General features: G+C 68.1%; 23 protein-coding genes and 1 pseudogene. 12 read left to right on the top strand and 12 right to left on the bottom strand.

Annotated features, from left to right (window positions below):
- Positions 1–27 precede the first annotated feature (27 nt).
- Positions 28–435, top strand: a complete 408-nt coding sequence (locus FHT36_RS09075) for a DoxX family protein (RefSeq protein WP_169122126.1) — start codon at positions 28–30, stop codon at positions 433–435.
- 13 nt (positions 436–448) lie between these two features.
- On the opposite strand, the gene FHT36_RS09070 is transcribed toward FHT36_RS09075, so the two are convergent.
- Together FHT36_RS09070 and FHT36_RS09065 are read right to left on the bottom strand one after the other, a co-directional pair.
- The gene (locus FHT36_RS09070; RefSeq protein WP_246702094.1) at positions 449–1147 is read right to left on the bottom strand and encodes a M48 family metallopeptidase; all 699 of its coding nucleotides are present in this window, start codon (positions 1145–1147) and stop codon (positions 449–451) included.
- 133 nt (positions 1148–1280) lie between these two features.
- A complete protein-coding gene (locus FHT36_RS09065; protein ID WP_169122124.1) occupies positions 1281–2705 on the bottom strand; it encodes a polyhydroxyalkanoate depolymerase in 1425 nt (474 codons plus the stop codon).
- Between the two features lie 188 nt (positions 2706–2893).
- Here FHT36_RS09065 and FHT36_RS09060 point away from each other — a divergent pair, with 188 nt between their 5' ends.
- A complete protein-coding gene (locus FHT36_RS09060; RefSeq protein WP_169122123.1) occupies positions 2894–4234 on the top strand; it encodes an ActS/PrrB/RegB family redox-sensitive histidine kinase in 1341 nt (446 codons plus the stop codon).
- 80 nt (positions 4235–4314) lie between these two features.
- Entirely contained in the window at positions 4315–4863 is a 549-nt protein-coding gene (locus tag FHT36_RS09055; protein ID WP_169122122.1) for an ActR/PrrA/RegA family redox response regulator transcription factor, read from the top strand.
- Between the two features lie 66 nt (positions 4864–4929).
- Here the strand turns inward: FHT36_RS09055 and FHT36_RS09050 are convergent, their stop codons facing one another.
- Complete coding sequence (locus tag FHT36_RS09050; RefSeq protein ID WP_169122121.1) at positions 4930–5823, bottom strand: DMT family transporter; 894 nt, start codon at positions 5821–5823, stop codon at positions 4930–4932.
- A gap of 132 nt (positions 5824–5955) precedes the next feature.
- Here FHT36_RS09050 and FHT36_RS09045 point away from each other — a divergent pair, with 132 nt between their 5' ends.
- A complete protein-coding gene (locus tag FHT36_RS09045; protein ID WP_169122120.1) occupies positions 5956–6666 on the top strand; it encodes a helix-turn-helix transcriptional regulator in 711 nt (236 codons plus the stop codon).
- A gap of 10 nt (positions 6667–6676) precedes the next feature.
- Here FHT36_RS09045 and FHT36_RS09040 read toward each other — a convergent pair whose 3' ends face one another.
- The gene (locus tag FHT36_RS09040; protein ID WP_169122119.1) at positions 6677–7153 is read right to left on the bottom strand and encodes an MmcB family DNA repair protein; all 477 of its coding nucleotides are present in this window, start codon (positions 7151–7153) and stop codon (positions 6677–6679) included.
- 7 nt (positions 7154–7160) lie between these two features.
- Complete coding sequence (locus tag FHT36_RS09035; RefSeq protein WP_169122118.1) at positions 7161–8033, bottom strand: YihY/virulence factor BrkB family protein; 873 nt, start codon at positions 8031–8033, stop codon at positions 7161–7163.
- A 158-nt stretch (positions 8034–8191) separates the two neighbouring features.
- On the opposite strand from FHT36_RS09035, the gene FHT36_RS09030 reads away from it, so the two are divergent.
- The 3 genes and pseudogenes from FHT36_RS09030 (at position 8192) to FHT36_RS09020 (ending at position 12154) form a co-directional block, all read left to right on the top strand.
- Positions 8192–9394 carry an FUSC family protein gene (locus tag FHT36_RS09030; RefSeq protein ID WP_169122117.1) on the top strand — a complete coding sequence of 401 codons (1203 nt, stop codon included), beginning with the start codon at positions 8192–8194 and terminating at the stop codon, positions 9392–9394.
- Between the two features lie 204 nt (positions 9395–9598).
- Positions 9599–11290, top strand: a complete 1692-nt coding sequence (locus FHT36_RS09025; RefSeq protein WP_169122116.1) for an acyl-CoA dehydrogenase family protein — start codon at positions 9599–9601, stop codon at positions 11288–11290.
- Positions 11291–11706: 416 nt separating this feature from the next.
- Positions 11707–12154 (top strand): annotated as a pseudogene (locus FHT36_RS09020) (N-acetyltransferase family protein).
- A 9-nt stretch (positions 12155–12163) separates the two neighbouring features.
- On the opposite strand, the gene FHT36_RS09015 reads toward FHT36_RS09020, so the two are convergent.
- The gene (locus FHT36_RS09015) at positions 12164–13000 is read right to left on the bottom strand and encodes an SDR family oxidoreductase (RefSeq protein ID WP_169122115.1); all 837 of its coding nucleotides are present in this window, start codon (positions 12998–13000) and stop codon (positions 12164–12166) included.
- Between the two features lie 230 nt (positions 13001–13230).
- On the opposite strand from FHT36_RS09015, the gene FHT36_RS09010 reads away from it, so the two are divergent.
- Entirely contained in the window at positions 13231–13563 is a 333-nt protein-coding gene (locus FHT36_RS09010; RefSeq protein ID WP_229646796.1) for a helix-turn-helix domain-containing protein, read from the top strand.
- Between the two features lie 15 nt (positions 13564–13578).
- On the opposite strand, the gene FHT36_RS09005 is transcribed toward FHT36_RS09010, so the two are convergent.
- Entirely contained in the window at positions 13579–13815 is a 237-nt protein-coding gene (locus FHT36_RS09005; RefSeq protein ID WP_169122113.1) for a helix-turn-helix transcriptional regulator, read from the bottom strand.
- 22 nt (positions 13816–13837) lie between these two features.
- Entirely contained in the window at positions 13838–14392 is a 555-nt protein-coding gene (locus FHT36_RS09000) for a DUF2975 domain-containing protein (protein ID WP_169122112.1), read from the bottom strand.
- Between the two features lie 70 nt (positions 14393–14462).
- Here FHT36_RS09000 and FHT36_RS08995 point away from each other — a divergent pair, with 70 nt between their 5' ends.
- Complete coding sequence (locus FHT36_RS08995; protein ID WP_169122111.1) at positions 14463–15089, top strand: hypothetical protein; 627 nt, start codon at positions 14463–14465, stop codon at positions 15087–15089.
- Positions 15090–15113: 24 nt separating this feature from the next.
- Here FHT36_RS08995 and FHT36_RS08990 read toward each other — a convergent pair whose 3' ends face one another.
- The 3 genes from FHT36_RS08990 to FHT36_RS08980 all read right to left on the bottom strand — a co-directional run bounded on the left by FHT36_RS08990 (position 15114) and on the right by FHT36_RS08980 (position 16436).
- Positions 15114–15623: a prolyl-tRNA synthetase associated domain-containing protein gene (locus tag FHT36_RS08990; RefSeq protein ID WP_169122110.1), complete on the bottom strand. Its 510-nt coding sequence runs from the start codon at positions 15621–15623 to the stop codon at positions 15114–15116.
- A gap of 166 nt (positions 15624–15789) precedes the next feature.
- On the bottom strand, positions 15790–16062 hold the full coding sequence (locus FHT36_RS08985; RefSeq protein ID WP_169122109.1) for a hypothetical protein: 273 nt from the start codon (positions 16060–16062) through the stop codon (positions 15790–15792).
- 35 nt (positions 16063–16097) lie between these two features.
- A complete protein-coding gene (locus FHT36_RS08980; protein ID WP_348644404.1) occupies positions 16098–16436 on the bottom strand; it encodes a hypothetical protein in 339 nt (112 codons plus the stop codon).
- A gap of 101 nt (positions 16437–16537) precedes the next feature.
- On the opposite strand from FHT36_RS08980, the gene FHT36_RS08975 reads away from it, so the two are divergent.
- The 3 genes from FHT36_RS08975 to otnK all read left to right on the top strand — a co-directional run bounded on the left by FHT36_RS08975 (position 16538) and on the right by otnK (position 21902).
- Positions 16538–17488 (top strand): hypothetical protein, encoded by a 951-nt coding sequence (locus tag FHT36_RS08975; RefSeq protein ID WP_169122108.1) that lies wholly within the window; start codon positions 16538–16540, stop codon positions 17486–17488.
- A 103-nt stretch (positions 17489–17591) separates the two neighbouring features.
- Entirely contained in the window at positions 17592–20372 is a 2781-nt protein-coding gene (gene ppc / locus FHT36_RS08970; protein WP_169122107.1) for a phosphoenolpyruvate carboxylase, read from the top strand.
- A gap of 240 nt (positions 20373–20612) precedes the next feature.
- On the top strand, positions 20613–21902 hold the full coding sequence (otnK, locus tag FHT36_RS08965; protein ID WP_169122106.1) for a 3-oxo-tetronate kinase: 1290 nt from the start codon (positions 20613–20615) through the stop codon (positions 21900–21902).
- Between the two features lie 167 nt (positions 21903–22069).
- Here the strand turns inward: otnK and FHT36_RS08960 are convergent, their stop codons facing one another.
- On the bottom strand, positions 22070–22384 hold the full coding sequence (locus tag FHT36_RS08960; RefSeq protein WP_169122105.1) for a hypothetical protein: 315 nt from the start codon (positions 22382–22384) through the stop codon (positions 22070–22072).
- Positions 22385–22663 lie beyond the last annotated feature (279 nt).

The raw sequence follows: 22663 nt of genomic DNA, 5'->3' as shown, positions 1-22663 counted from the left end.
TCCGGGAAGTGTGCGTTGGAGGACGACTTGCGTAGCCTTGATGATCTCGCCCTTCTGGTGGGCCGACTTTGCATCGCCGCTCTGTTTCTGCCGGCGGGAATCGGCAAGCTCGGCAATCTGGCCGGATTTGCGGGCTCCCTCGCTGCCAAGGGAGTTCCGGCGCCGATGGTGTTCGGGGGACTCGCCGCAGCGACCGAGGTGATTGGTGGCCTGCTCCTCATCGCCGGGCTGTGGCCGCGCTTCACCGCGATCTGGCTTGCCGGCTTCACCGTGGTCGCGACCCTTTTGTCGCACCTGTTCTGGACGTTCCCCGAGGCCGCTCAGGCCGGGCAGCAGATCCATTTCTTCAAGAATGTCGCCATCATCGGTGGCTTCCTGTTCTACTTCGCCGCCGGCCCCGGCGCGTTCAGCCTCGGCCGCAAGAAGGCCCTCTGAGGCACCGCGAAGCTCAGCCTTCGCCGTAGCGATGGAGCTCGGAGCCGTGGCGCCTCAGCCACGCCTCCGCCTCCTTGCGGTTGGGGCAGACCTGCTCCACCAGCCGCCAGAAGCGCACCCCGTGGTTCATCTCCAAGCGGTGCGCCACCTCGTGGGCCGCGAGATAATCCAGCACGAAGGCCGGTGCGAGGATCAGCCGCCACGAGAAGGAGAGGTCGCCGCGCGCCGAGCAGGAGCCCCAGCGGCTCGCCGTGTCGCGCAGCGTGAGCCGTCCGACCTCGACCCCGAGCGCCTGGGTGTAGTGCTTGACCGCGGCAGCGAGGTCGCGCCGGGCCTCCTTCTTCAGGAAATCCTGCACGCGGCGCGCCATATACGGCGCCTCGCCGGCCACGCAGAGGGAAGGCATTCCGCGGACCGCCGGCTCGATCCAGACGGTTCCGCGTGCGTCGGGGCGGTGGATGATGCGGTGGGGTTCGCCGCGCAGGGGAATGACAGCCCCATCCGCGAAGGGCACCGCCTCCGGCAGGCGCACGAGGCGGACCCGCACCCATTCGCGATGCCTCTCCACGAAAGCGCGGGCGAAGGAAAGCGCCACATGGGGCGGTGCGGTGAGGGTGACATCGCGGGAGGTCGCGCGAACCCGAAGCGTCAGCCGGCGCGCCTGCGGATGGCGCCGGACCATGACGCGCAGCAACTCGTCGTCGAGCAACAACTCGATCGTCTCCGCGCTGGGCGGGAGCGACGATTTGCGGTCCTCATTGCGAGTCTGGCGGCGAAACAGCATTGGGCAGCCGGGGCAAAGTTACCTCCGGCATCTTCCCAAGAATTTCGCCGCGCCGCCAGTACTAATTCGGCGCAATCCGGGGATAAAGCGCAGTCACATTCTTGTTGAGGGCGAACACGTCCGGCTCTTCCTCCCCCGCGGCCACCGGCGCCGGGCGGTCCGGCATGGGGCGGGCGCGGCCATCCTTGCGGAATTCCTGCGAGAGGATGAAGTCGGAAATGCGCGGCGCGATCTCGGAACGGAAGCGCGAGCCGTTGAAGACGCCGTAATGGCCGACGCCCGGCTGTTCCCAATGGGCCCGCATGTCCTCGGGGATCCGGGGACAGAGTTTGTGCGCGGCCTTGGTCTGGCCGATGCCGGAGATGTCGTCCTTCTCGCCTTCCACCGTCATCAGCGCCACGCGGTGGATGGCATCCGGCTTCACCACCTGGGAGTGATGCATGATTTCGCCCTTGGGGAGGGCATGGGTGATGAAGACATTCTCCACGGTTTCCAGGTAGAAATCCGCGGTCAGGTCCATGACGGCGAGGTACTCGTCGTAGAAATCCCGGTGCTTCTCCGCCGAGTCGCCGTCGCCCTGCACCAGGTGCCGGAACAGGTCCCAATGGGCCTGCAGGTGCCGGTCCAGGTTCATGGACATGAAGCCGTTGAGCTGCAGGAAGCCGGGATAGACCTCCCGCAGGGCGCCGGGGTGCGGCCAGGGCACGGTGGTGATGACGTTGCGGCGGAACCATTCGATGCCGCGGTCCTGGGCCAGCGTGTTCACCGCGGTGGGGGCCTCGCGGGTGTCGATGGGGCCGCCCATGAGCACCATGGAGCGGGGAACGAAGGGGTCTTCCTCCGCCTCCATGCGGGCGATGGCCATCATCACCGGCACGGCCGGCTGGCACACGGCCATGACGTGGCAGTTGCCGCCCATGCGGTGGAAGATGGAGATGAGGTAATCCACATAGTCCGACAGGCTGAAGCGGCCTTCGGACATGGGCACCAGCTTCGCATCGATCCAGTCGGTCACGTAGACGTCGTGGGTGGGCAGCATCGCCTCCACCGTGCCGCGCAGCAGCGTGGCGTGGTGGCCGGACACCGGGGCAACGATGAGCAGGCGCGGCTGCGGGCGGCGCGGCGGATATTCGAACGCGCGCTCGAAGTGCAGCAGGCGGCAGAACGGCCGCTCCCACACGGTGTTGACGTGGATCGGCACGGTCTGGCCGCCGGCCGAGGTGTGGGTGATGCCCCAGTCCGGCTTGCCGTAGCGGCGGGTGGTGCGCTCGAACAGCTCGCAGGCCGCCGCCATGGACTTGCCGATGGTGGTATGCGAGACGGGGTTGATCGGGTTTTTCAGGAACAGACGGCTGGCGTCCGCCATGGCCCGGGATGGGTTAAGCGCAGCGTATCCCATCTCGTACATCCAGTAGAGCGGAGTCGAGAGACCGATGTCGCCTTGCCGCGGCAGCCGGGTGGCACTTGCGAACTCGCCGATTGCCATGAGTGGTCCTCACCATTGCTGGCTGCCTAGAAAGGCGGCACGTTGACGCAAGCGTGAGCCGACTTCCAAGGTTGGTCAATGCCGACAAAAGACATAGACCGCTATTGTTCCGCTGCTATGGCAGTAGGGTCACTATTCCCTTTCGTGAGGCTCGCTTCCACACATCGGGACACCGGAATCGCTACTCCATGACCACCGCCTTTGTAACGCCGCCCCATGGCAGATCGTTCGGCCTGCGCCTCGACACCCTGATTCGCCTGCGCTGGCTGGCCATTTCCGGCCAAATTGCGGCGCTGGTCGTGGTCAATCTCGGCCTCGGTTTCCCCCTGCCGCTGACCTCCTGCCTCGCCGTGGTGGGCCTCTCCGCGCTGGTGAACGTGCTCCTGCGGGTCAAGTATCCGGTCGCCCGGCGGCTTGGTGACGCCGCCGCAGGCCCGCTGCTGGCCTATGACGTGCTCCAGCTTACGGCATTGCTATACCTGACGGGCGGGCTGAAGAACCCGTTCGTGCTGCTCTATCTCGCGCCGGTGATGATCTCCGCTACCGCGCTCGCCTGGAGCACGACGGTGATGCTCGGAATCCTCGCGGTGGCCTGTGCCGGCGCGGTCGGCCTGTGGACCCGGCCGCTGCCATGGGCCGGCGCGGATGTGCCGATGCTGCCGGATCTTTACCTCGCCGGTATCTGGGTGTCCCTGTCGGTGGCGGTGGGGTTCATCGGCATGCATGCGTGGCGCGTGGCCGAGGAGGCGCGGGAACTCGCCGATGCTCTGGCCGCCACGGAGCTGGTCCTGGCCCGCGAGCAGCACCTCACGGCCATCGATGGCCTCGCCGCCGCTGCTGCCCACGAATTGGGCACGCCCCTCTCCACCATCGCCCTCGTGGTGAAGGAGATGCACCGCTCCATCGGCGACAACAGCCCCTATAGCGAGGACGTGGCACTGCTGCGCGACCAGGTCGCGCGCTGTCGAGACATCCTGCAGACGCTGACCTCGCTGAGATCCGGCGACGCGCCGTTCGATCGCATGCCCCTCGCTCTGCTGCTGGAGGAGGTGGTGGAGCCGCACCGCAATTTCGGCATCACCATCGCGGTGTCGGTGAAGGACGATCCCGACGCCCCGGTCATCGCCCGCAATCCCGGGCTGCTCTACGGTCTCGGCAACCTCGTGGAGAATGCGGTCGATTTCGCCGCGACGCGGGTGGATATCAGCGCCCAGTGGACCCCTTCGGGCCTCGATATCGTTGTTGCCGATGACGGGCCGGGTTTCTCGCCGGAAATCTCCGGTCGCATCGGCCAGCCCTACGTCACCTCCCGCGCCCGCGAGCGGCAGGATGCGGACCTTGAGGCGGAAAGCGGCCTCGGTCTTGGCTTCTTCATCGCCAAGACGCTTCTGGAGCGCACCGGGGCCAATTTGACCTTTGAAAACCGCGTCCCGCCGGCCACCGGCGCGGTCATCGGCATCCACTGGCCACGCAAGGCGCTGGCGATCGAGGTGGATGGAGACGCGACAAAGGGACGCGCATTGGATTAATCTACGGGCGGATCGGCGTAAAAGCCGCATCGCTCGTGCTTGTTTGCCGGCATTGCCGATCAGGGATTGAGGAAGACGCGATGAACGAGATGCCTGAGGTGGGGGACGACCGGTCGGTTCTGATCGTTGACGATGATCGGTCCTTCCTCCAGCGCCTCGCGCGGGCCATGGAAGCCCGCGGCTTCGAGGTGACCACCGCCGAGACGGTGGCGGATGGCCTCGCTCGCGTCGAGACCTCGGCCCCGGCTTATGCCGTGGTGGACATGCGCCTCGGCGACGGCACCGGCCTCGATGTCATCTCCGCCCTCAAGAAGAACCGCCCGGGCGCCCGCGCCATCGTGCTCACCGGCTACGGCAACATTGCCACCGCTGTCACCGCCGTGAAGCTCGGCGCCGTGGACTATCTCGCCAAGCCGGCCGATGCGGACGACGTGGTGGCGGCGCTGCTCGCCAATGCCGACCACAAGCCGACCCCGCCCGAGAACCCCATGTCGGCGGATCGGGTGCGCTGGGAGCACATCCAGCGGGTCTACGAGCTGTGCGGCCGCAACGTCTCCGAGACCGCCCGCCGCCTCTCCATGCACCGCCGCACCCTGCAGCGTATTCTGGCCAAAAGGGCTCCGCGCTAGCGGAGCCCGCCAGACAGGGGTTCGGGCGCCGCGCTAGCGGTTCGCCCGTGGCCCTTCTCCTGCGCGTCAGGCGCTCCTGCGGGTCGGCCATGTCATCGCGACGACACCCGCAACCACGCAGGCAAGCCCGATCCAGGCATCGGGCGCCAGCCGCTCGCCAAGGCACAGGATGCCGATGGCCACGCCGATGGGCACCCTGAGATAGGCCTGCGCCGTGGTGCCGATGGAGCCGAGCGTCCGTACCAGCCGGAAATAGATGACGAACCCCAGCGCCGTTGAGAAGACGGACAGCAGCCCGAGCGCCACGAGGGAGCTGGCGCTGGGCGCGAGTATCCAGGGCCGGTCCACGGCGATGCTCACCGGAAGAAGCACCGCCGCCCCGCAGAGCAGGGAGCCGGCCGCCGGCACCATGGGGTCGAGCCCCTTGAACGACCGGCCGAATATGGCGGCGCCGGCATAGCAGACCGTGGCCGCGACGATGGCGAGCTGAGCCCACACTTGCTGGCCAATCCCCTCCAGCGCCTCGAACCCGACGATGAAGCCTGTCCCTGCCAGACCCGCCGTAACGCCCAACAGCTTGCGGGCGGTCACGGCCTCATGCCGGGTCGCGAGGGCCGTCAGCAGGAAGGCGAAGATGGGTGAGGTGGCGTTCAGGATGGTGGCGACGCCCGCGTCCACGGTCTGCTCGGCCCAGGCGATCAGGGTGAAGGGCACGACACTGTTCAATCCGGCCTGAAACAGGAAGCGTGCCCAGCTGGCCCGATCGCCCGGCAGGCGCATGCCGCGCGCCCGGAGGATGGCGGCAAGCAGGCCGCCGGCGATCAGCGTCCGGGCGGCGATGAAGGTCAAAGGCGGGATGGTTTCCACGCCGACCTTGATGAAGGTGTAGGACGCGCCCCAGAGGGTCGAGAGCACCAGCAGCAGAAGAAGCTCGGTGCCGAAGCGGGGTGTTTGGGCCATTGAGGATCCGGTCTCGCGAGGGCATTGGTTGGGCTCTCTAGCGGACGGTGTCCCGGGAATGCTTCGGCGGTGGCCGAAGCGTCCGGTGGTGACGGGCGTGGTTCAGGCGGCTAGCGTCCCGGCATGTCGAACATGGTTTCGGGAAATACCGTTGCCGAAGTCGCCCGCCTCATGGGCGACGTGGCGCGTGCCAACATCCTCTCGGCCTTGATGGGCGGGCAGGCGCTGACGGCGGGCGAACTGGCGCAGCGCGCCGGTGTGACGCCGCAGACCACGAGCGGCCATCTCGCGCGGCTCGCCGAAGCCGAGCTGGTCAAGGTCGAGAAGCAGGGGCGCCACCGCTACTACCGCCTCGCCTCTGCGGAGGTTGCGCAGGCGCTCCACGCCTTGATGACCATCGCCGCGGGCGGGCCGAAGCGCCATCACCCCATCGGTCCGAAAGATGCCGCGCTGCGGCTCGCCCGCACCTGCTACGACCATATGGCCGGCCGCCTCGCCGTGGCCCTTGCCGACAGCCTCTGTGCCAATGGCCATGTGATCCTTACCGATGGGGCGGGCCTGGTGACGGACACGGGCCGCCGCGTCTTCTGCGATTTCGGCGTCACTCTCGATCACGCAGCGCAGAGCCGCCGGCCGCTCTGCCGCACCTGCCTCGACTGGAGCGAGCGCCGGCCGCATCTCGCCGGCCGCCTGGGCGCGGCGCTGCTGGATCGGGCGCTGGATCTGCGATGGGTTCACCGCGCGGCGGACAGCCGGGCGCTGCGGCTGACATCAGCCGGAGAACGCGGCTTTTCCAGCGCCTTCGGCCTCCCGGCCGACTGGCGCGACGCGCCACGGCCGTGATGATTCGACCCTACATCTCCGCCCGCAGCAGGTCCGGGTCGTAGAGCACGGCGAGGCGCATGGCTGCGGCGCGGGCGAAGCGCAGGGTCAGCGCCTTGCGCGTGGCCGGCGGCAAGGGATGGAGCGGGGCGGGCCGGAGGCATTCGGCGCCGAAGGCGTCGGCGACGAACAGGCCGGTCTCCTCGGGCAGGATCTCCACCGGGAAGTCCACCGGCACCGCGAACATCAGCCGGTCGCAGAAATCCCGGTATTCGTGCCACTTGGCGTCGGTGCGGAAGTCCGTCACCGACGACTTGATCTCGATGATGGTGATCTCGCCCTTCGGCCCCATGGCGAGGATGTCGGCCCGCCGTCCGCTCACCAGCGAGAATTCCGGCAGCCCGGCCATGCCCGCCAGCGCCAGATGACGCAGCACCCCGCGCTGGACCGCCCGGGCGGTCTCCGACTGGCGGCCGTCGGGCCGCGGCTCGGGGAGGAGCGCCCGCATCGCCACCTCAGGACACCGCCTTCATCGCCTCGGCCTCGTCGTGGGAGGGCTCGGGCGCGAAGGCGCGCTTGATGGCGGCGTTGAGTTCGCCGCCGAACACGAAGATGGAGGCGGTGAGGTAGAGGAAGACCAGCGCGATCATCACCGAGGCGAGGCCGGCATAGGTGGTGACGTAGTTGGCCGGAAATTCCGCCAGATAGAAGCCGAAGGCGGTGGCCGCCACCAGCCACATGACCAGCGTCACCAGAATGCCGGGCGCCACCTCGGCGAGCTTGCGCCGTCCCGCCGGAAGCCACAGATGCGCCACCAGCAGCGACACCACGAGAATGATGGACGTGGCGCCGAAGCGCAGCACGGTGATGGTGCCCGAAAACCGCTTCAGCGCGGGCACCTGCGCCACCGCCGTCTGCCACAGCAGCGGCCCGAGCACCACGAGGAACGACAGCGCCAGCATGGCGACGGAAGCGATCAGCACGTAGCCGATGGATTCCAGCCGCAGCCAGTACCAGGAGCGCATCTCCTTCATGCCATAGGCCCGGTTGAGGCCGATGCGCAGGCTCTCGACGCCGTTGGAGGAGAAATAGAGGGCGAGCACCACGCCGTAGGTGAGCACATCGGTGCGCACCTGGTTCACCACGTTGTAGATCTCGCGGGAGATGGGACCGGCCACCTGCTCCGGCCAGGTCTCCAGAATGAGCTGAATGGTCTCCTGCGCCAGCGGCCGAAGGTCGAGAAAGCCGGCCAGCGCGGTGACGAAGATCAGGAACGGGAACAGGGACATGAGCGCCGAGAGGGCGATATGGCTGGCGATCGCCCAGCCGTCATCGGCGGAGAAGGTCCAGAACGCATCCAGAACGATATGGTAGATGCGCCGCAGCATGGGGTCTCCCGTTTCAAGTTCACATCGGGCTTTCCGGCGGGAATGGCAAGCGCCGGGCGCGCCCGTCCACCGTTCGGCTGGTGGCGCCGGCCGCCTTCGGTTAGACAGCGAGGACACGTCGCCATCCGATCCGGCGTCCGGACCGGCCGAGATTTCCCATGCCGCGCCAGCCCACTTCCCCGGCTGAACCGCCACCGGCTGCATCCCCGGCCGCCGGGCCTTCTGAGGTCGCGCCCGAGGATGCAACGCCGGAAGCCGCATCCGGCGTTCCCACGCTGCGCGATCGGCTGAGCAAGGTCATCGCCCTCGCCCACCTCAAGCTCGCGCTTCGCGCCACCATCGCCGGCATCGTCACCTATCTGCTGGCGGAGCAGTTTGCCCTGCCCAATGGCTATTGGGCGGTGCTGACCGCGGTGCTGGTGGTGCAGGCGACGCTGGGCGCCAGCCTGTCGGTCGCCATCGACCGGGCGCTGGGCACGCTGGCGGGCGGCGTCGTCGGCGTGGCCGGGGCCATGCTGGCCGGCAAGTCGCCGCTCGAGACCCTGCTCGTGCTCTCGGTGGCGCTGTTCATCGCGGCGGCGCTCGCGGCGCGCTCGACCAGCTTCAAGCTGGCGCCTGTCACGGTGGTCATCGTCATGCTGGCCCATCCCGGCGATGTCGCGCCGTGGCTGTCGGGGCTCACGCGGGTGGCGGAAATCGCGTTGGGCGGGGTGGTGGGCCTGTTGTGCGCCATCCTCATCCTGCCGGAACGCGCGCTCGGCAAGATGTTTCCCTATTGCGCCAAGGCGCTGCGGCTGACCGCCCAGTTGCTGGACCTCGGGCGGGGCGGGCTGCTCGGGCAAGGGATCGACCCTTCGGTCATCGACCGGCTCAACGGCGGGGCACGCCTCGCTTTGCGTGCGGCGGACCTGCGCCTCGTGGAGGTGCGGGCTGAGCAGGCCGGGCGGCTGACCACCCAGACCGATCCCGCGCCCGTGGTGCGCGGCGCCCGGCGGCTGTGGCATTCCGCCATCATCCTGCTGCGCAACGCCGACCGGCCGCTGGACGAGCCCGTCGCCGGCCTCGTCTCCGCCACACTGACGGCCGCGACGACGGCACTCTCCGCCCAGATGTCGGCCATCGCCGACCGGCTGGACGGCCAGCCCGTTGCCGACCTCGCCACCCGCGCCGATGCGGCAAGCGCGGCGGTGGCGGCGCTGGAGGCGCGGGTGGAGGAGCTGAACGCCCAGGGCGCCTTCGGTGCGGTGGGCGCGGAGACGCTGACGGCCCTGTTCTCGGCAGTCTCGGCCTGCGTTCATATGCGGGAGAACCTCGAGGAGCTCGCCGCGCGCCTCGCCGAGGTGCAGGGCGAAGCGCCCTGACGGCTGACTCCGGCCCTCTCCCCTCACGGCGAAAGTCGGATCGACCGCGGCGGCGGATGCCGTATCAAGGCGCATGCGCCGCACCATTTGCGGCGCGGCACCTGATCCGGGCCGATCCCGGCTTTCGTAATCAGGCGTTGCCTTGGCCCGGTTCCGGGGCAAGGATAGGTCAATTGCGCAATGCACAATCAAGGGGGAGAGTCCATGTCCGCCAGCGCCGCCGTTCAGTCCGTGCCCACCGGGGAATTCGACGCCGTGGCGCTCGGGCGTGTCGCGACCGATAGCCTGGAGAAGCTGCTGGCCGAGGCGACCTCCCTGGTGAAGGCCAAGGTGACGGATGGCGGGCGCATCTCTTCCGCTTTGCTGGAGAAGGAGCAGCGCGCCACCCACGGCCTCTCCTGGCTCGCCACCTACGTCTTCTCCGTGCGCGAGCTGGTGCACTATGCCGACCGCCTGACCGAGATGGGCAAGTTCGGCGACACCGAGAAGCTGATCGTGCAGATCGGCCTCGGCGAGTACATCGCGCAGATCCTCGGCGGCATTCCCATGAGCCAGGGCGAGATCGTCCGGCTTCCCGATCTCTACGTCTCCGGCGCGACCATTGCGGCGCTGGCCGCCGAGCCTGCCATCGCGGCGCTGGTGGAGAATGGCAACACGGCGGCCAGCCGCGCCGCGCTCGCCGACATCATCCGCGATGCGCACCTCGCAGGTACCATCGGCGAGGCGGGCCTCGACGAGACCACGGAAGCGATGCGCACCGAGATGCATCGCTTCGTGGAGGCGGAAGTCGCCCCCCATGCCCACGAATGGCACCTGAAGAACGACTACATCCCGCTGGAGATCATCTCCCAGCTCTCCGAGATGGGCGTATTCGGCCTCACCATCCCGGAGGAGTTCGGCGGCCTCGGCCTGCCGAAGGAGGCCATGTGCGTGGTCACCGAGGAGCTGTCGCGCGGCTATATCGGCGTCGGCTCGCTGGGCACCCGATCGGAGATCGCGGCGGAGCTGATCCTCGCCGGCGGCACGGATGAGCAGAAGGGCCACTTCCTGCCCAAGATCGCCTCGGGCGAGATCCTGCCCACGGCGGTGTTCACCGAGCCCAACACCGGCTCGGACCTTGCCTCGCTGCGCACCCGCGCGGTGAAGGAGGGAGACGTCTACAAGGTCAACGGCAACAAGACCTGGATCACCCATCCGGTCCGCGCCGACATCATGACCCTGCTGGTGCGCACCAATCCGGCCGAGCCCGGCTACAAGGGCCTCTCCATCCTGCTCGCCGAAAAGCCGCGCGGCTCCGACGAGAACCCGTTCCCGGCCGAGGGCATGACCGGCGGCGAGATCGAGGTGCTCGGCTATCGCGGCATGAAGGAATACGAGATCGGCTTCGACGGCTTCACCGTGCCGGCGAAGAACCTGCTCGGCGGCGAGGAGGGGCAGGGCTTCAAGCAGCTCATGACCACCTTCGAGAGCGCCCGCATCCAGACCGCCGCCCGCGCCGTGGGCGTGGCCCAGGCCGCCATGGAGGTGGGCCTGAAATATGCCGAGGAGCGCATCCAGTTCGGCAAGTCGCTCATCAACTTCCCCCGCGTCGCCGACAAGATCGTGATGATGGCGGTGGAGACCATGATCGCCCGCCAGATCACCTACTTCGCCGCCCGCGCCAAGGACGAAGGGCGCCGTACCGATCTTGAGGCCGGCATGTCCAAGCTGCTCGGCGCGCGCGTCGCCTGGGCGGCGGCGGACAACGCCCTGCAGATCCACGGCGGCAACGGCTTCGCGCTGGAATATCCGGTGTCGCGCATTCTGTGCGACGCGCGCATCCTCAACATCTTCGAGGGCGCGGCGGAGATCCAGGCGCAGGTCATCGCCCGCCGCCTGCTGGACGGCGGCAACTGAGCGGGCCGGGCAAGGGCGTCATTGAATTTAGCTGGGAGCAAATTTGAAGTTGCGATTTTCGCAACTGAGTGGCACAAAACAAAGAGTGTTTCACGCGAAACACCAAACGGCACCTGCCGGGTGGAGTAAGCGGAAACGAAGGGGGGCGCCCCTCCGGTGGCCGGACAGCGACGCCCCCAAACCGCCCCTTTACGGAGCGTTCACGCACACACCCCAGTGGTACGCCCAAGGGCGGCCACTGCGGTGCATTTTGTCGCATGACGCGACGTCTTCCTTTTAACACATTGCGTCCGAAAGAGTCCACGTGCTCAAGCTGTGGATGTCGGGCATAAGCGATTCATTTCGCTGCGGCTTTTGGCGATTTTGGCGCCAGAAGGTTGTCCTCGGTGCCCTATCTCGCTCCTGAAGGCCGGACCATGAGAAATGTGCCGCTCATCGCGGATGCCGGGCCGGCGGACGAGGCGGCGTGGCGACGGCTCTGGGCCGGCTACAATGCCTGCTATGAGGCGGACGTCGCCCCGCAAGTCATTGCTCGTACCTAGGCACGCATCCTTGATCCCGCGTCCGCGGATGTTCTGCCACCTCGCGCGGCGCGGCGGGCAGTCGGTCGGCTTCTCCATCAGCGTCCGGCATGAGGGCACCTGGGTCACAGCGCCGGTCTGCTATCTGAAAGACCTTTTCGTCGATCCCGCCTGCCGCGGCGGCGGGATCGGTCGCAGGCTGATCGCCGACTTCGTGCGCCTCGGCAAGGAGAACGGCTGGTCGCGCCTCTACTGGCACACAAGGCAGGATAATCCCGCCCGGCGGCTCTACGACAGCTTCGTCGCGGCGGACGATTTCGTCCGCTCCCGCATGAAGCCGTGACCCGGCGGCTCAGGCGAGCCGCGCTGCGTTGTCCTGCGCATAGGTCGAAAGCGCACGCGGCGCATGGCCCGTCAGGGTTTCCACGTCGCCGGTGACGCGCGCCGTCCAGCCCTCGCGGACGGGATGGAAGAGCGTGGCGAGGAAGCGCGCATAGGGCTCAGGCACGCCCGCGCCCGTGAGGATGCCGACGAAGGCGTCGTCGTTCACAGCCGTGTAGGCGATGGGCTTGCCGGTCACCGACGAGAGGATGGCCGCCGCCTCGCCATAGGTCAGCGCCTCGGGGCCGGTGAGGTTGAAGGCGCGCCCGTCGAAGCGATCGGTGGTCAGGGCCGCCGCCGCGCTTTCGGCGATGTCGCGGGCGTCTATGAAGCTCGTCTTTCCTTCGGCCGCCGGAAGGGCGATCACGCCGTGCTCGATGCCGGCCTTCCAGAAGGTGTGGAAATTGTCCGCGAACCAGTTCGGCCGCAGGATCACGAACGGCGTGCCCGAGCGCTCCAGCGCCAGTTCCACCTGCCGGTAGGGGATGGCGTCGTCCGCATCGACGCCGAGCGCGGTCATCAGCACCACCTTCACCTTGCGGGCGGCGGCCGCCTCGATCACGGGCAGGAGGCGCCCGGTGATGTCGAGGGAGCCGGTGGGCGCCAGAAGGAAGAGCCGGTCCACGCCGGCGAAGGCTGTGGCGAAGGTGGAGGGATCATCCATGTCGATGGCGACGCCCTGCGCACCGCCCACGGCCTTGCCCGTGCGGGATGCCGCCTTCACCTGTTCACCCTTGGCGAGAAGGGCCTGCACCAGCGGCTGGCCCACATTGCCATTGGCCGCGAAAACCAGAATCTGACCCGACATGATCGCTCTCCTGCTCGCCGGCGCACGATGGCGCGGGCATTCAAGGATAGGTTTCCATTGGAAACCAGCTTCCGATTGGATACATACTCTTGGTCGAGCAAGCCCAAAAGAGAGCACCTTGAACTCACATGGTCACTTCCGGGAAACCGCAGGGCGCGCCTGAGCCGGCCGGTGAGAGCTGCCGGCTTCCGTGGCCCTTCGATGTCTATGAGGCGCAATGCCCGACGCGCATGGTGCTGGACCGCATCGCCGACAAATGGGCGGTGCTGATCCTCGACCGGCTGCGCGACGGCCCCGTGCGGTTCAACCACCTCAGGCGGGACATCAAGGGCATCTCGCAGAAGGTGCTGTCGCAGACGCTGAAGAAGCTGGAGCGCGACGGGCTTCTCTCGCGGGCGGTCTTCCCCACCGTGCCGGTCACGGTGGAATACGCGCTGACGCCGCTCGGCCGGACGCTGACCGACGCGGTGGCGGCCATCGCCCACTGGGCCGAGCGCAACATGGATGCGGTGCTGGCAGCGCAGGCCGCCTATGACGCCCGGGCGGGGGGCGATCCGGGCTGACGGCGAAGCGGGGCGCTAGTCCGCCGCCTCCCCGTCCGCTTCCTCGTTCCCCGGCACATATTCCAGAATGTCGCCGGGCTGGCAGCCGAGGGTTTCGCAGATGCGCGCCAGCGTGTCGAAGCGCACGCCGCGCACCTTGCCGGACTTGAGAAGGGAAACGTTCTGCTCGGTGATGCCGATGCGCTCGGCAAGCTCGCGCGAACGCATCTTGCGGCGCGCCAGCATCACGTCGAGATTGACGATGATGGGCATGGTGCTCCCATAGCCTCCCCGCTCAGACGAAGCTCGCGTTTTCTTCGGCGATGCGTGCCGCCTCACGCATGACCGCCCCCACTCCGATGACGAGCAGGCCGACGATCACCGCCACCACGTCGTGGCTGGAGATCGAGACGGCGATGGCGCGCGTGCCCGGCGGATTGTTGAGGGTGAGGGCGATGCTCAGCGCCGCCCCGATGAAGGGGGCGAGCAGGCCCTGGAGCGCGACAGCCGCGCCGAAGCGCTCCAGCCGTACCGCCAGCAAAGCGGAGATGATCTCGCCGCGGCCGAAATCGCGGAAGATCTGGCGCACCTGAAGCAGGCCGTAGGCGAGGATGCCCAGCGGGATCGCGGAGATCGCGAGGCCGGCGGACAGGCTCGCGCCATCCAGCGCCACCGGATGCCCGGCGAGGCCGATGCGCGGGACGATCACCCGTTCCACCAGCCCAGGCGACAGCCAGATGCCGAGGCCGGACGCCATCAGCAGCAGAAGGATCACGAGGGTGGCGATCGAGAGGGTGCGGCCGAGGCGCACCACGCGGTGAAGTCTGGGGTCGATGCGATCTGAAGACATGCGAGCTTTCCTTGACGCATTCATTTTTTATCGTAAAACAGTAATTATTCAACCCAAAATGAGAGATCGGATGCGTTTCTTTCTCGCCCTCTCGCGTCCCTTGCGGACGCTTGCCTTGCTGCTGGCCGTCCTTTGTGTGGGCGCCTGCTCCCATGTTCCCGTCAGCTCCCTGCCGCAGCTGGCCACCCTCGATCTCGAAACGGCTGATCTGACCGTCCTGCGCGCCGCCGTGCGTGCGCCCAAGGAGATCGTGGCGGTGCCCGGCGGGGCGTTCGTGGTCATGTCCTACTGGCGCCAGGGCGATGAGGCCCGCAAGACGACCGTGCAGGCGGCGCTGGAGGTGGAGACGGACCCGAAGGCCCTCGCGGCGCTCAAGGAGGAGGAGCGCGCGGGCATGCGCATCACCCTGTTCCGGCTGACCGACGAGGGCCGACGCAAGCTGGAGGCGGCGCGCAGCGAGGCGCTGGCGCTGAAATCGGACGAACTGGCGAAGGGACGGCGCGCGAGCGGATCGCTCGCGGTTTCCGCGGAGGGCTGCGTGCGCGGCGCGTTACCCGCCGGACCGCTGCTGCTCAGCACTTATCTCCGGCTGAAGCCGGGCGGCAATTTCGTGACGCTGATCCAGGACATCGACCTCAGGACGCTCCTCGCCCAGGCCGGCAGCGACGAGAGCGCCATGAAGCCATGCGCAAATTGAAGCCCTGCACCAATTGAGCGGGGCCTACGCCTCGCCGGCCGGCGGAATCTCCACTTCCACGGCGTCGTGGCCGGTCAGGCGGAAGAAAGCGCGTAGGGCCTCCGGCGTGAGCACGGTGGTGCGGGCATTGGTGAGCGGGTGGCAGCCCACGAAGTCGGCGCGCATGAGCGCCGCATCGATGGCGAAGCGGACCCGGCCTTCCGTATCGTTGGCGAGCGCGAGCAGGCTCACCGAGCCGGGCAGGATGCCGAGATGCTCCATGAGCGCCTCGGGCGAGGCGAAGGAGAGCGAGCCCTTGGCCCCCAGCGGGCCGCGCAGGGCCTTGAGGTTCACCGGGGTATCCTCGGCGAGTGTCAGCAGGAAATAGGTCTTCTTCCCGTCGCGCAGGAACAGGTTCTTGGTGTGGGCGCCGGGAATGTCGCCGCGCAGCGCCTGGGATTCGGCCACCGTGTGGACGGGCGGATGCTCGTAGGTGGTGCCGGAAATGTCGTTCTGCGCGAGGAAGGCGAGAAGGGTGTCGGGCGTGTGGGGCATGGGCCGGTCGGTCTTGGCGGGGAAGACGCCAGCCTTAGACCCGCGCGGCCGCTTCGGGCAAGCGCTCCGGACCATTGCGCCGGCCAACGTCTCGCGCGCAACACGTCGCCGGTCTGGAACGCAAGAAAAGGCCGCCGGCTCGCCTGGAGCCGACGGCCGGTATGGTTCAGCGCAGCTGGGTGAGGCAGGCGCCGGCCGCCTCGGCGGCGGGGCGGGCGCCGCTCATGGAGACGGCGCCGGACTGCACCAGGGCCTTGGTCTTCTCGGTCACGAGCGCGCGCGGATCGGCAGCGCTGGCGAAGCCCGGGGCAGCGGCGGCATAGATGGCCTTGGCGTCGGCACCGAGATTGGCGGCGCACTGGTCGGCCGAGGCCTTGTCGGCAAGCGCGGGGGCGGCGCAGGCGAGGGTGAGGGCGGCGGCGCAGAGCAGGGACTTCATGGGGTGTTGCCTCCAGTGGATTTCAGAACGCGCGATCAGCGCACGCCGACGCGGTTGACCGGACCGCCGGCATTAACTCCGACTCCGGGTGCGACACCGACACCGGGCGCACCGACGCCGACGCCGGGGGTGACGCCCACGCCCGGGGCTCCGGCGCCCGGCACGCAGCCTGCGGGATAGCCGGGACGGGTGCAATGGACGGCCGCGCGTGCCGCCGGGGCGGTGGGACGGGCGACGCAGCCCTTCGGCACGCCGACCGTCCTGCAATAGACGACGGCGCCGGCAGGGGCGGTCGTCGCGAAGGTGACGATGGTGGCCGGCGGCAGTGCGGCGAGGGTGGCGGCGAGGAAAGCGGAACGTGTCAGCAGGCGCATGGCAGCCTCGGCATCCTTAGCAGACACCTGTGCGTGACGCCCGGGTTGACATCGCGCCGAGGTGACTTCGGGTCAGCTAGGCGTCATCCTGTTATACCGCAATGGCGATTCTTGGCCCCACTGGCGGCGGGCCGTTGCGGGACGATGTGTCGGAGGCGCGGGTGCTGGGGCTGGTGGCTGTGCGGGCTGGGACGGCCGTGGACTGGCTCAATGCGGCGTGCGGTGACGAGGCGCGGGGCGCGATCCTCGCCCATCCCGCCTTCCCGCGGGCGGTCGCCCAACTCGTCGGCCAGATCAGCGCGCTCTACAGCGGCAACAGGCTGCTCAACCGCGTGCTCAGTGATCGCGGCCGCAACATGTTCGGCCTCATGGTGCTTTATCTCGACGCTTTGCCGCCGGCCGAGGGCGGCGGGCTCACCGCCGCGCGGATCGTGGCCCTGTGCACCTCCACCGGCCTGTGCAGCCGGGGCCGCGCGAAGGCGATGCTCGCCCTCATGCGCTGGGGCGGATATCTGACGTCGGCGGAGCCGGCCGAGGATCGCCGGGTCAAGCCGCTGATGCCGCAGGAGAAGCTCGTTACGCTCCAGCACCAGCGGTGGCGCCTCGTGTTCGAGGCCGGCAGCGCGTTTGATCCGGAACTCGCCCGGCTCGCCCCCCGCCTCGCGGATCCCGCCTTCACGCGGGTTCTCGCGGTGACGCTGGGTGAGGCCTTTCTCTCCGGCTTCCGGCCCGTCTCCGCCGCCCCGGAACTGCTCGATCTGGTGGACCGCGACGGCGGCCTGATGGTGCTCCTCGCTTTGTTCACCGCCGAATCCGCCCGCGAAGAGCCGCCTTCCATCGCCAATCTCTCCCGCCGCTTCCACCTGTCGCGGGCCCATGTGCTCGATTTGCTGCGCCTGAGCGAGGAGCGTGGCTTGGTGGAACGTGGCGCGCGCGGTACGGGCTGCCTCTCGCCGCTCGGACGGGACGCGGTGGAGCGCTTCTTCTCCTCCATCTTCGCCGTGATGTCCGGTGCCGCCCGCGTCGCCGAGGCCCGTCTTCTCTCCGCGTGAAATCACCTTCGCCCGGAACGCCCTTTCGCTCCTGCACAATTTCCTTAAGACTAAGGTCGAAAGAGACGTGCGCCGCAGCAGCGGACGAGTCCGGGGGAGTCGGATGACGAATTTGGCACTTTCGAGCGGCCTCGCGCCGCGCGCAGAGGACGTGAAGGACCAGCCACTGCGCGACGACATCCGGCTGCTCGGCCGCATTCTCGGTGACACCGTCCGCGACCAGGAAGGCGACGAGGTGTTCGACCTCGTGGAGCGCATCCGCCAGCTGTCCATCCGCTTCCACCGCGACGACGACCAGGCGGCCCGCGACGAGCTGGGCACCCTTCTGGGGGCGCTGCCGGCCGACCGCTCCCTCGATACCATCCGCGCCTTCAGCTACTTTTCCCACCTCGCCAACATCGCCGAGGACCAGCACCACATCCGCCGCAACCGTGCCCACGCCATCGCCGGCTCGGCGCCGCGTGCGGGCAGCCTGGCCTATGCCTTTTCCCGCGCGGAGCAGATGGGGATCGACCGCGAGACACTGGCGCAGTTCTTCTCCGGCGCGCGCATGAGCCCGGTGCTCACCGCCCACCCCACCGAGGTGCGGCGCAAGAGCACGCTCAACCGCGAGATGGAGATCGCCGCCGAGCTCGATCGCCGCGAGCGCGTGGTGCCCACCCCGCAGGAGCGGGAGGAGGGCGAGGAGATCCTGCGCCGGGCGGTGCTGACCCTGTGGCAGACGGCGCTGCTGCGCCGCATCAAGCTGACCGTGCTGGACGAGGTGGCCAACGGCCTCTCTTATTACGACTACACCTTCCTCACCGAGGTCCCGCGCCTCTATTGCGCCATCGAGGACCGCCTCGCCGAGGCGGGGGACGAGGTGCAGCTCCCCTCCTTCCTGCGCATCGGCAGCTGGATCGGCGGCGACCGCGACGGCAACCCCTTCGTCACCGCCGAGGTGCTGAAGGAGACCGTGCGCCTGCACCGCGACCGAATCCTCGCCCATTACGAGGAAGAACTGGTGGCGCTCGGGGCGGAACTGTCCCTCGCCCAGCGCCTCGTGACCGTATCCGATGCCCTAACGGAACTCGCCGCCCGCTCGCCGGACCGCTCCCAGGAGCACCGCGAGGAGCCCTATCGCCTCGCCCTCGCTTACGTCCTGGAGCGCCTGCGCCAGACCGCCCGCAAGCTGCGCGGCGAGCCGCTGGCGACGATCGAGGCGCTCGCGCCCTATGCCACGGCGCAGGAGTTCCGCACCGACCTCGACGTGATCCACGACTCGCTCGTGGCGAACGGATCGAAGGTGCTGGCCCGCGGGCGGCTGCGGCTGCTGCGCCGGGCGGCGGACTGCTTTGGCTTCCATCTCGCCTGCATCGACCTCAGGCAGAACTCGGACGTGCACGAGCGCGTCGTCGCCGAGCTGCTGGAGAAGGCGGTGCCCGGCACCGATTATGCGGGCCTCGATGAGGAGGCGCGCATCGCGCTGCTGCTGAAGGAGCTGGCGACGCCCCGGCCGCTCGCCTCGCCCTTCATCGCCTATTCGGAAGAGACCTGCTCCGAGCTCGACATCCTGCGCGAGGCGGCTGCGGCGCACCATGCGCTCGGGCGGGAAGTGATCCCCAACGCCATCATCTCCAAGGCCGAGGGCGTCTCCGACCTTCTGGAGGTGGTGCTGCTGTTGAAGGAGGTCGGCCTTGTCGCCAGCGACGGGACGGGGGGCCTTGCCAGCGAGGTGAACATCATCCCGCTGTTCGAGACCATCTCGGACCTGAAGGCCTGCGCCAAGGTGATGGACCGCGCCTTCTCGCTTCCCGCCTACCGCAAGCTGGTGGCAAGCCGCGGCGCCGAGCAGGAGGTGATGCTCGGCTATTCGGACTCCAACAAGGATGGCGGCTTCGTCACCTCCGGCTGGGAATTGTACAAGGCGGAGATCGGCCTCATCGAGGTGTTCCGCGAGCACAAGGTGCGCCTGCGCCTGTTTCACGGCCGCGGCGGCTCGGTGGGTCGCGGCGGCGGGCCGAGCTATGACGCCATCCTCGCCCAGCCGGGCGGGGCGGTGAACGGGCAGATCCGCATCACCGAGCAGGGCGAGATCATCGCCTCCAAATATTCGAACCCCGATGTGGGCCGCCGCAACCTCGAGATTCTCGTCTCGGCGACGCTGGAGGCCTCCCTGCTCCAGCCGCAAAACAAGGCGCCGCGCACCGAATTCCTCACCGCCATGGAGGACATCTCGGATACGGCGTTCGCGGCCTATCGCAACCTCGTCTACGAGACCGAGGGCTTCGAGGACTATTTCTGGTCCTCCACCGTCATCAACGAGATCGCGACGTTGAACATCGGCTCGCGCCCGGCCTCGCGCGCCAGGACGCGGTCCATCGAAAAGCTGCGCGCCATTCCGTGGGTGTTCTCCTGGGCGCAGTGCCGGCTGATGCTGCCGGCCTGGTACGGCTTCGGCACGGCGGTGGAGGCCTTCGTGGCGCGCCGGCCGGACTATGGCCTGTCCTTCCTCAAGGCGATGCAGCACGAATGGCCCTTCTTCCGCACGCTCCTGTCCAACATGGACATGGTGCTGGCGAAGAGTTCGCTCGCCATCGCCTCGCGCTATGCGGAGTTGGTGCCGGACGTGGAACTGCGCACCGCCATCTTCGGCCGCATCCGCGCCGAATACGAGCTGACGCTGAAGCATCTGCTCGCCATCATGGACCAGCAGAAGCTGCTGGAGGGCAATCCGCTGCTGGACCGCTCCATCCGCAACCGCTTCCCCTATCTCGATCCGCTGAACCACCTGCAGGTGGAACTTCTGCGCCAGCACCGCGCCAGCCCCGGTGACGACAAGGTGCTGCACGGCATCCAGCTCTCCATCAACGGCATCTCGGCCGGCCTGCGCAACTCGGGCTGAGGGCGGCCGCGACCTGTCCCGTTCCGGCACAGGCCGGGACGGGCGGCGGGGGCGCAGCGGGAACGGGGCGTGACCGAATCGGCCGCGACCGGATTTTCCGGGTTCGTTCTGTCTCTGTGACGGCACTTCCTTCGGCGCGGGGTCTTCCCCGAGGCTTCGCTTGGCGCTCTAATCGAAACGATTAGGGAAGGCCCGACTCCGACGGCCACGCCCCAACAGAAGCAGCCCAAGGGATTTCGTATGCCCCTCACCCTCGGCGTCATCGCCGACGACTATACCGGCGCCTCCGACCTCGCGAACACGCTGTCAAAGGAGGGCGTGCGCACCGTCCAGACCATCGGCGTGCCGGATGCCGCGCTGGCCCTGCCCGATGCCGACGCGGTCGTCGTCTCGCTCAAGAGCCGCTCCATCCCGGCGGACGAGGCGGTGGCGCAGTCTCTGGCGGCCTATGCGTGGCTGAAGGGGCGGGGCGCGTCGCATATCCTGTTCAAGGTCTGCTCCACCTTTGATTCCACCGACGACGGCAATATCGGCCCCGTCACCGACGCCCTGCGCCTCGCCACCGGCGCCGCCATCGTGCCGGTGACGCCGGCTTTCCCGGAGACCGGGCGCACCGTCTATATGGGCCACCTCTTCGTCGGTGACGTGCCGCTGAACGAGAGCCCGCTCAAGGACCACCCCCTCAACCCCATGACGGATTCGGACCTGAAGCGCGTGCTCGCGCGCCAGAGCGCCGGTCGGGTCGGGCTGGTGCCGCTGAAGGACGTGGCGGCGGGGGCCGATGCGGTGTCCGCCCGGCTGGAAAAGCTGGCGCTGGAGGGGCGCACGGCGGCCATCGTAGATGCCGTGTTCGACCGGGATCTGGAAGCGGTGGGCATCGCGGCGGCGGCCCTGCCGCTCTCCACCGGCGCCTCGGGCCTCGGCCTCGGACTGGCGCGCGCGCTCATCGCGGACGGGCGGGTGCTGCGGCAGCAGAGCGACGGCGCGGCGCTGGCGGCCGGCATCGGCGGCTATGCGGCCGTGGTCGCGGGGAGCTGCTCCAAGGCGACGCTGGAGCAGATTGCCATTGCGGAAGGTCAGATGCCGGTGCTGCGGCTCTCCGCCGAACGGCTCGTCACCCATCCCGAGGCGGAGGTTGCCGCCGCTCTGGACTGGGCGAAGGCCCGTCTCGCATCCGGGCCGGTGCTCATTGCCGCGAGCGGGGCGCCCGAGCAGGTGGCCGAGGTGCAAGCCCGCTTCGGCCGCCATGCGGCGGGCGTCGCCATCGAGCACGGCACGGCGGCCATTTCCGAGGGGCTGGTAGCGGCCGGCGTGCGCCGGCTCGTTCTGGCCGGCGGGGAAACTTCCGGCGCGAGCGTGGACCGGCTGACGATCCCCGCCTTCCTTGTCGGCCCGGAGATCGCCCCCGGCGTGCCGCTGCTCCGCACCGAAGGCCAGCCGGGCGAACCCATGGTGCTGGCGCTGAAGTCCGGCAATTTCGGCGGGCCGAACTTCTTCGCGAAGGCGTTGGGGATGATGGGGGTGGGGTGAAAGGTTCGCCCGAGTAACCGGCCAAGCCGACGCACAGAAGAAAGCCCGGCTGAACGGGGCAGTCCGCTCGGCCGGGCTTCGTCCGCGGGTCACGTCGCGGAGCGTTCTTCAATTTTGACGTATGCGGCGCTCTGCCCAGATGGGCGAGCCCCGGCTCAGTCCCCTCCTCAGCCGCCGTGGGCGGCGCCGGAATGCGGGTCGGTATCCGAGAACGGGCTGGAAGCGGTCGCTTCCGCGTTGTCGCGGAACTGCTGAGCGCGCTGCTCCTGGATGCGGGAGCTGGCGGCCTGACGCTGGAGGCTCACAGGCGCAGCATTGATCGGCAGGCGGGCCTCATCGCTATATGCGGCGGCGGCGACAGCGTGCGCTTCGTTGTTCAGTGCGGTCACGTATTCGTCGGCGAATGCGGAAGTCGCGGAGGCGGAAAGTCCCGTGGCAATCAACGCCGCCGCAATAATCTTCGCAGTGTTCAGGGTCTTCATGGTCTTTTTTCCTATACATCCACCAGTACACGAGGTGGCGACGAGCCGTATGTGATCGGCTTCGTCTCGTTGCGAACTTATGTATTCGGAAAATTATCGCAAATCACGACGGCGTGTGCGCTGCAATAACAAAATTGTCATCGTCATCGGTGCGGAGATCGCTTTGCATTCGTGCACATGAGCGCGGAATTTATCTCCACATTGCGGAAAACGGATGCGATTTATACTTATATCGTTTGTCTACAAACATTTCATTTTATCTATATATTACAATAAGAA

This window comes from Xanthobacter sp. SG618, from assembly GCF_012932745.1.
Classification (GTDB): Bacteria; Pseudomonadota; Alphaproteobacteria; order Rhizobiales; family Xanthobacteraceae; genus Xanthobacter; species Xanthobacter flavus.
This window is presented reverse-complemented; position numbering and strand designations above follow the sequence as displayed.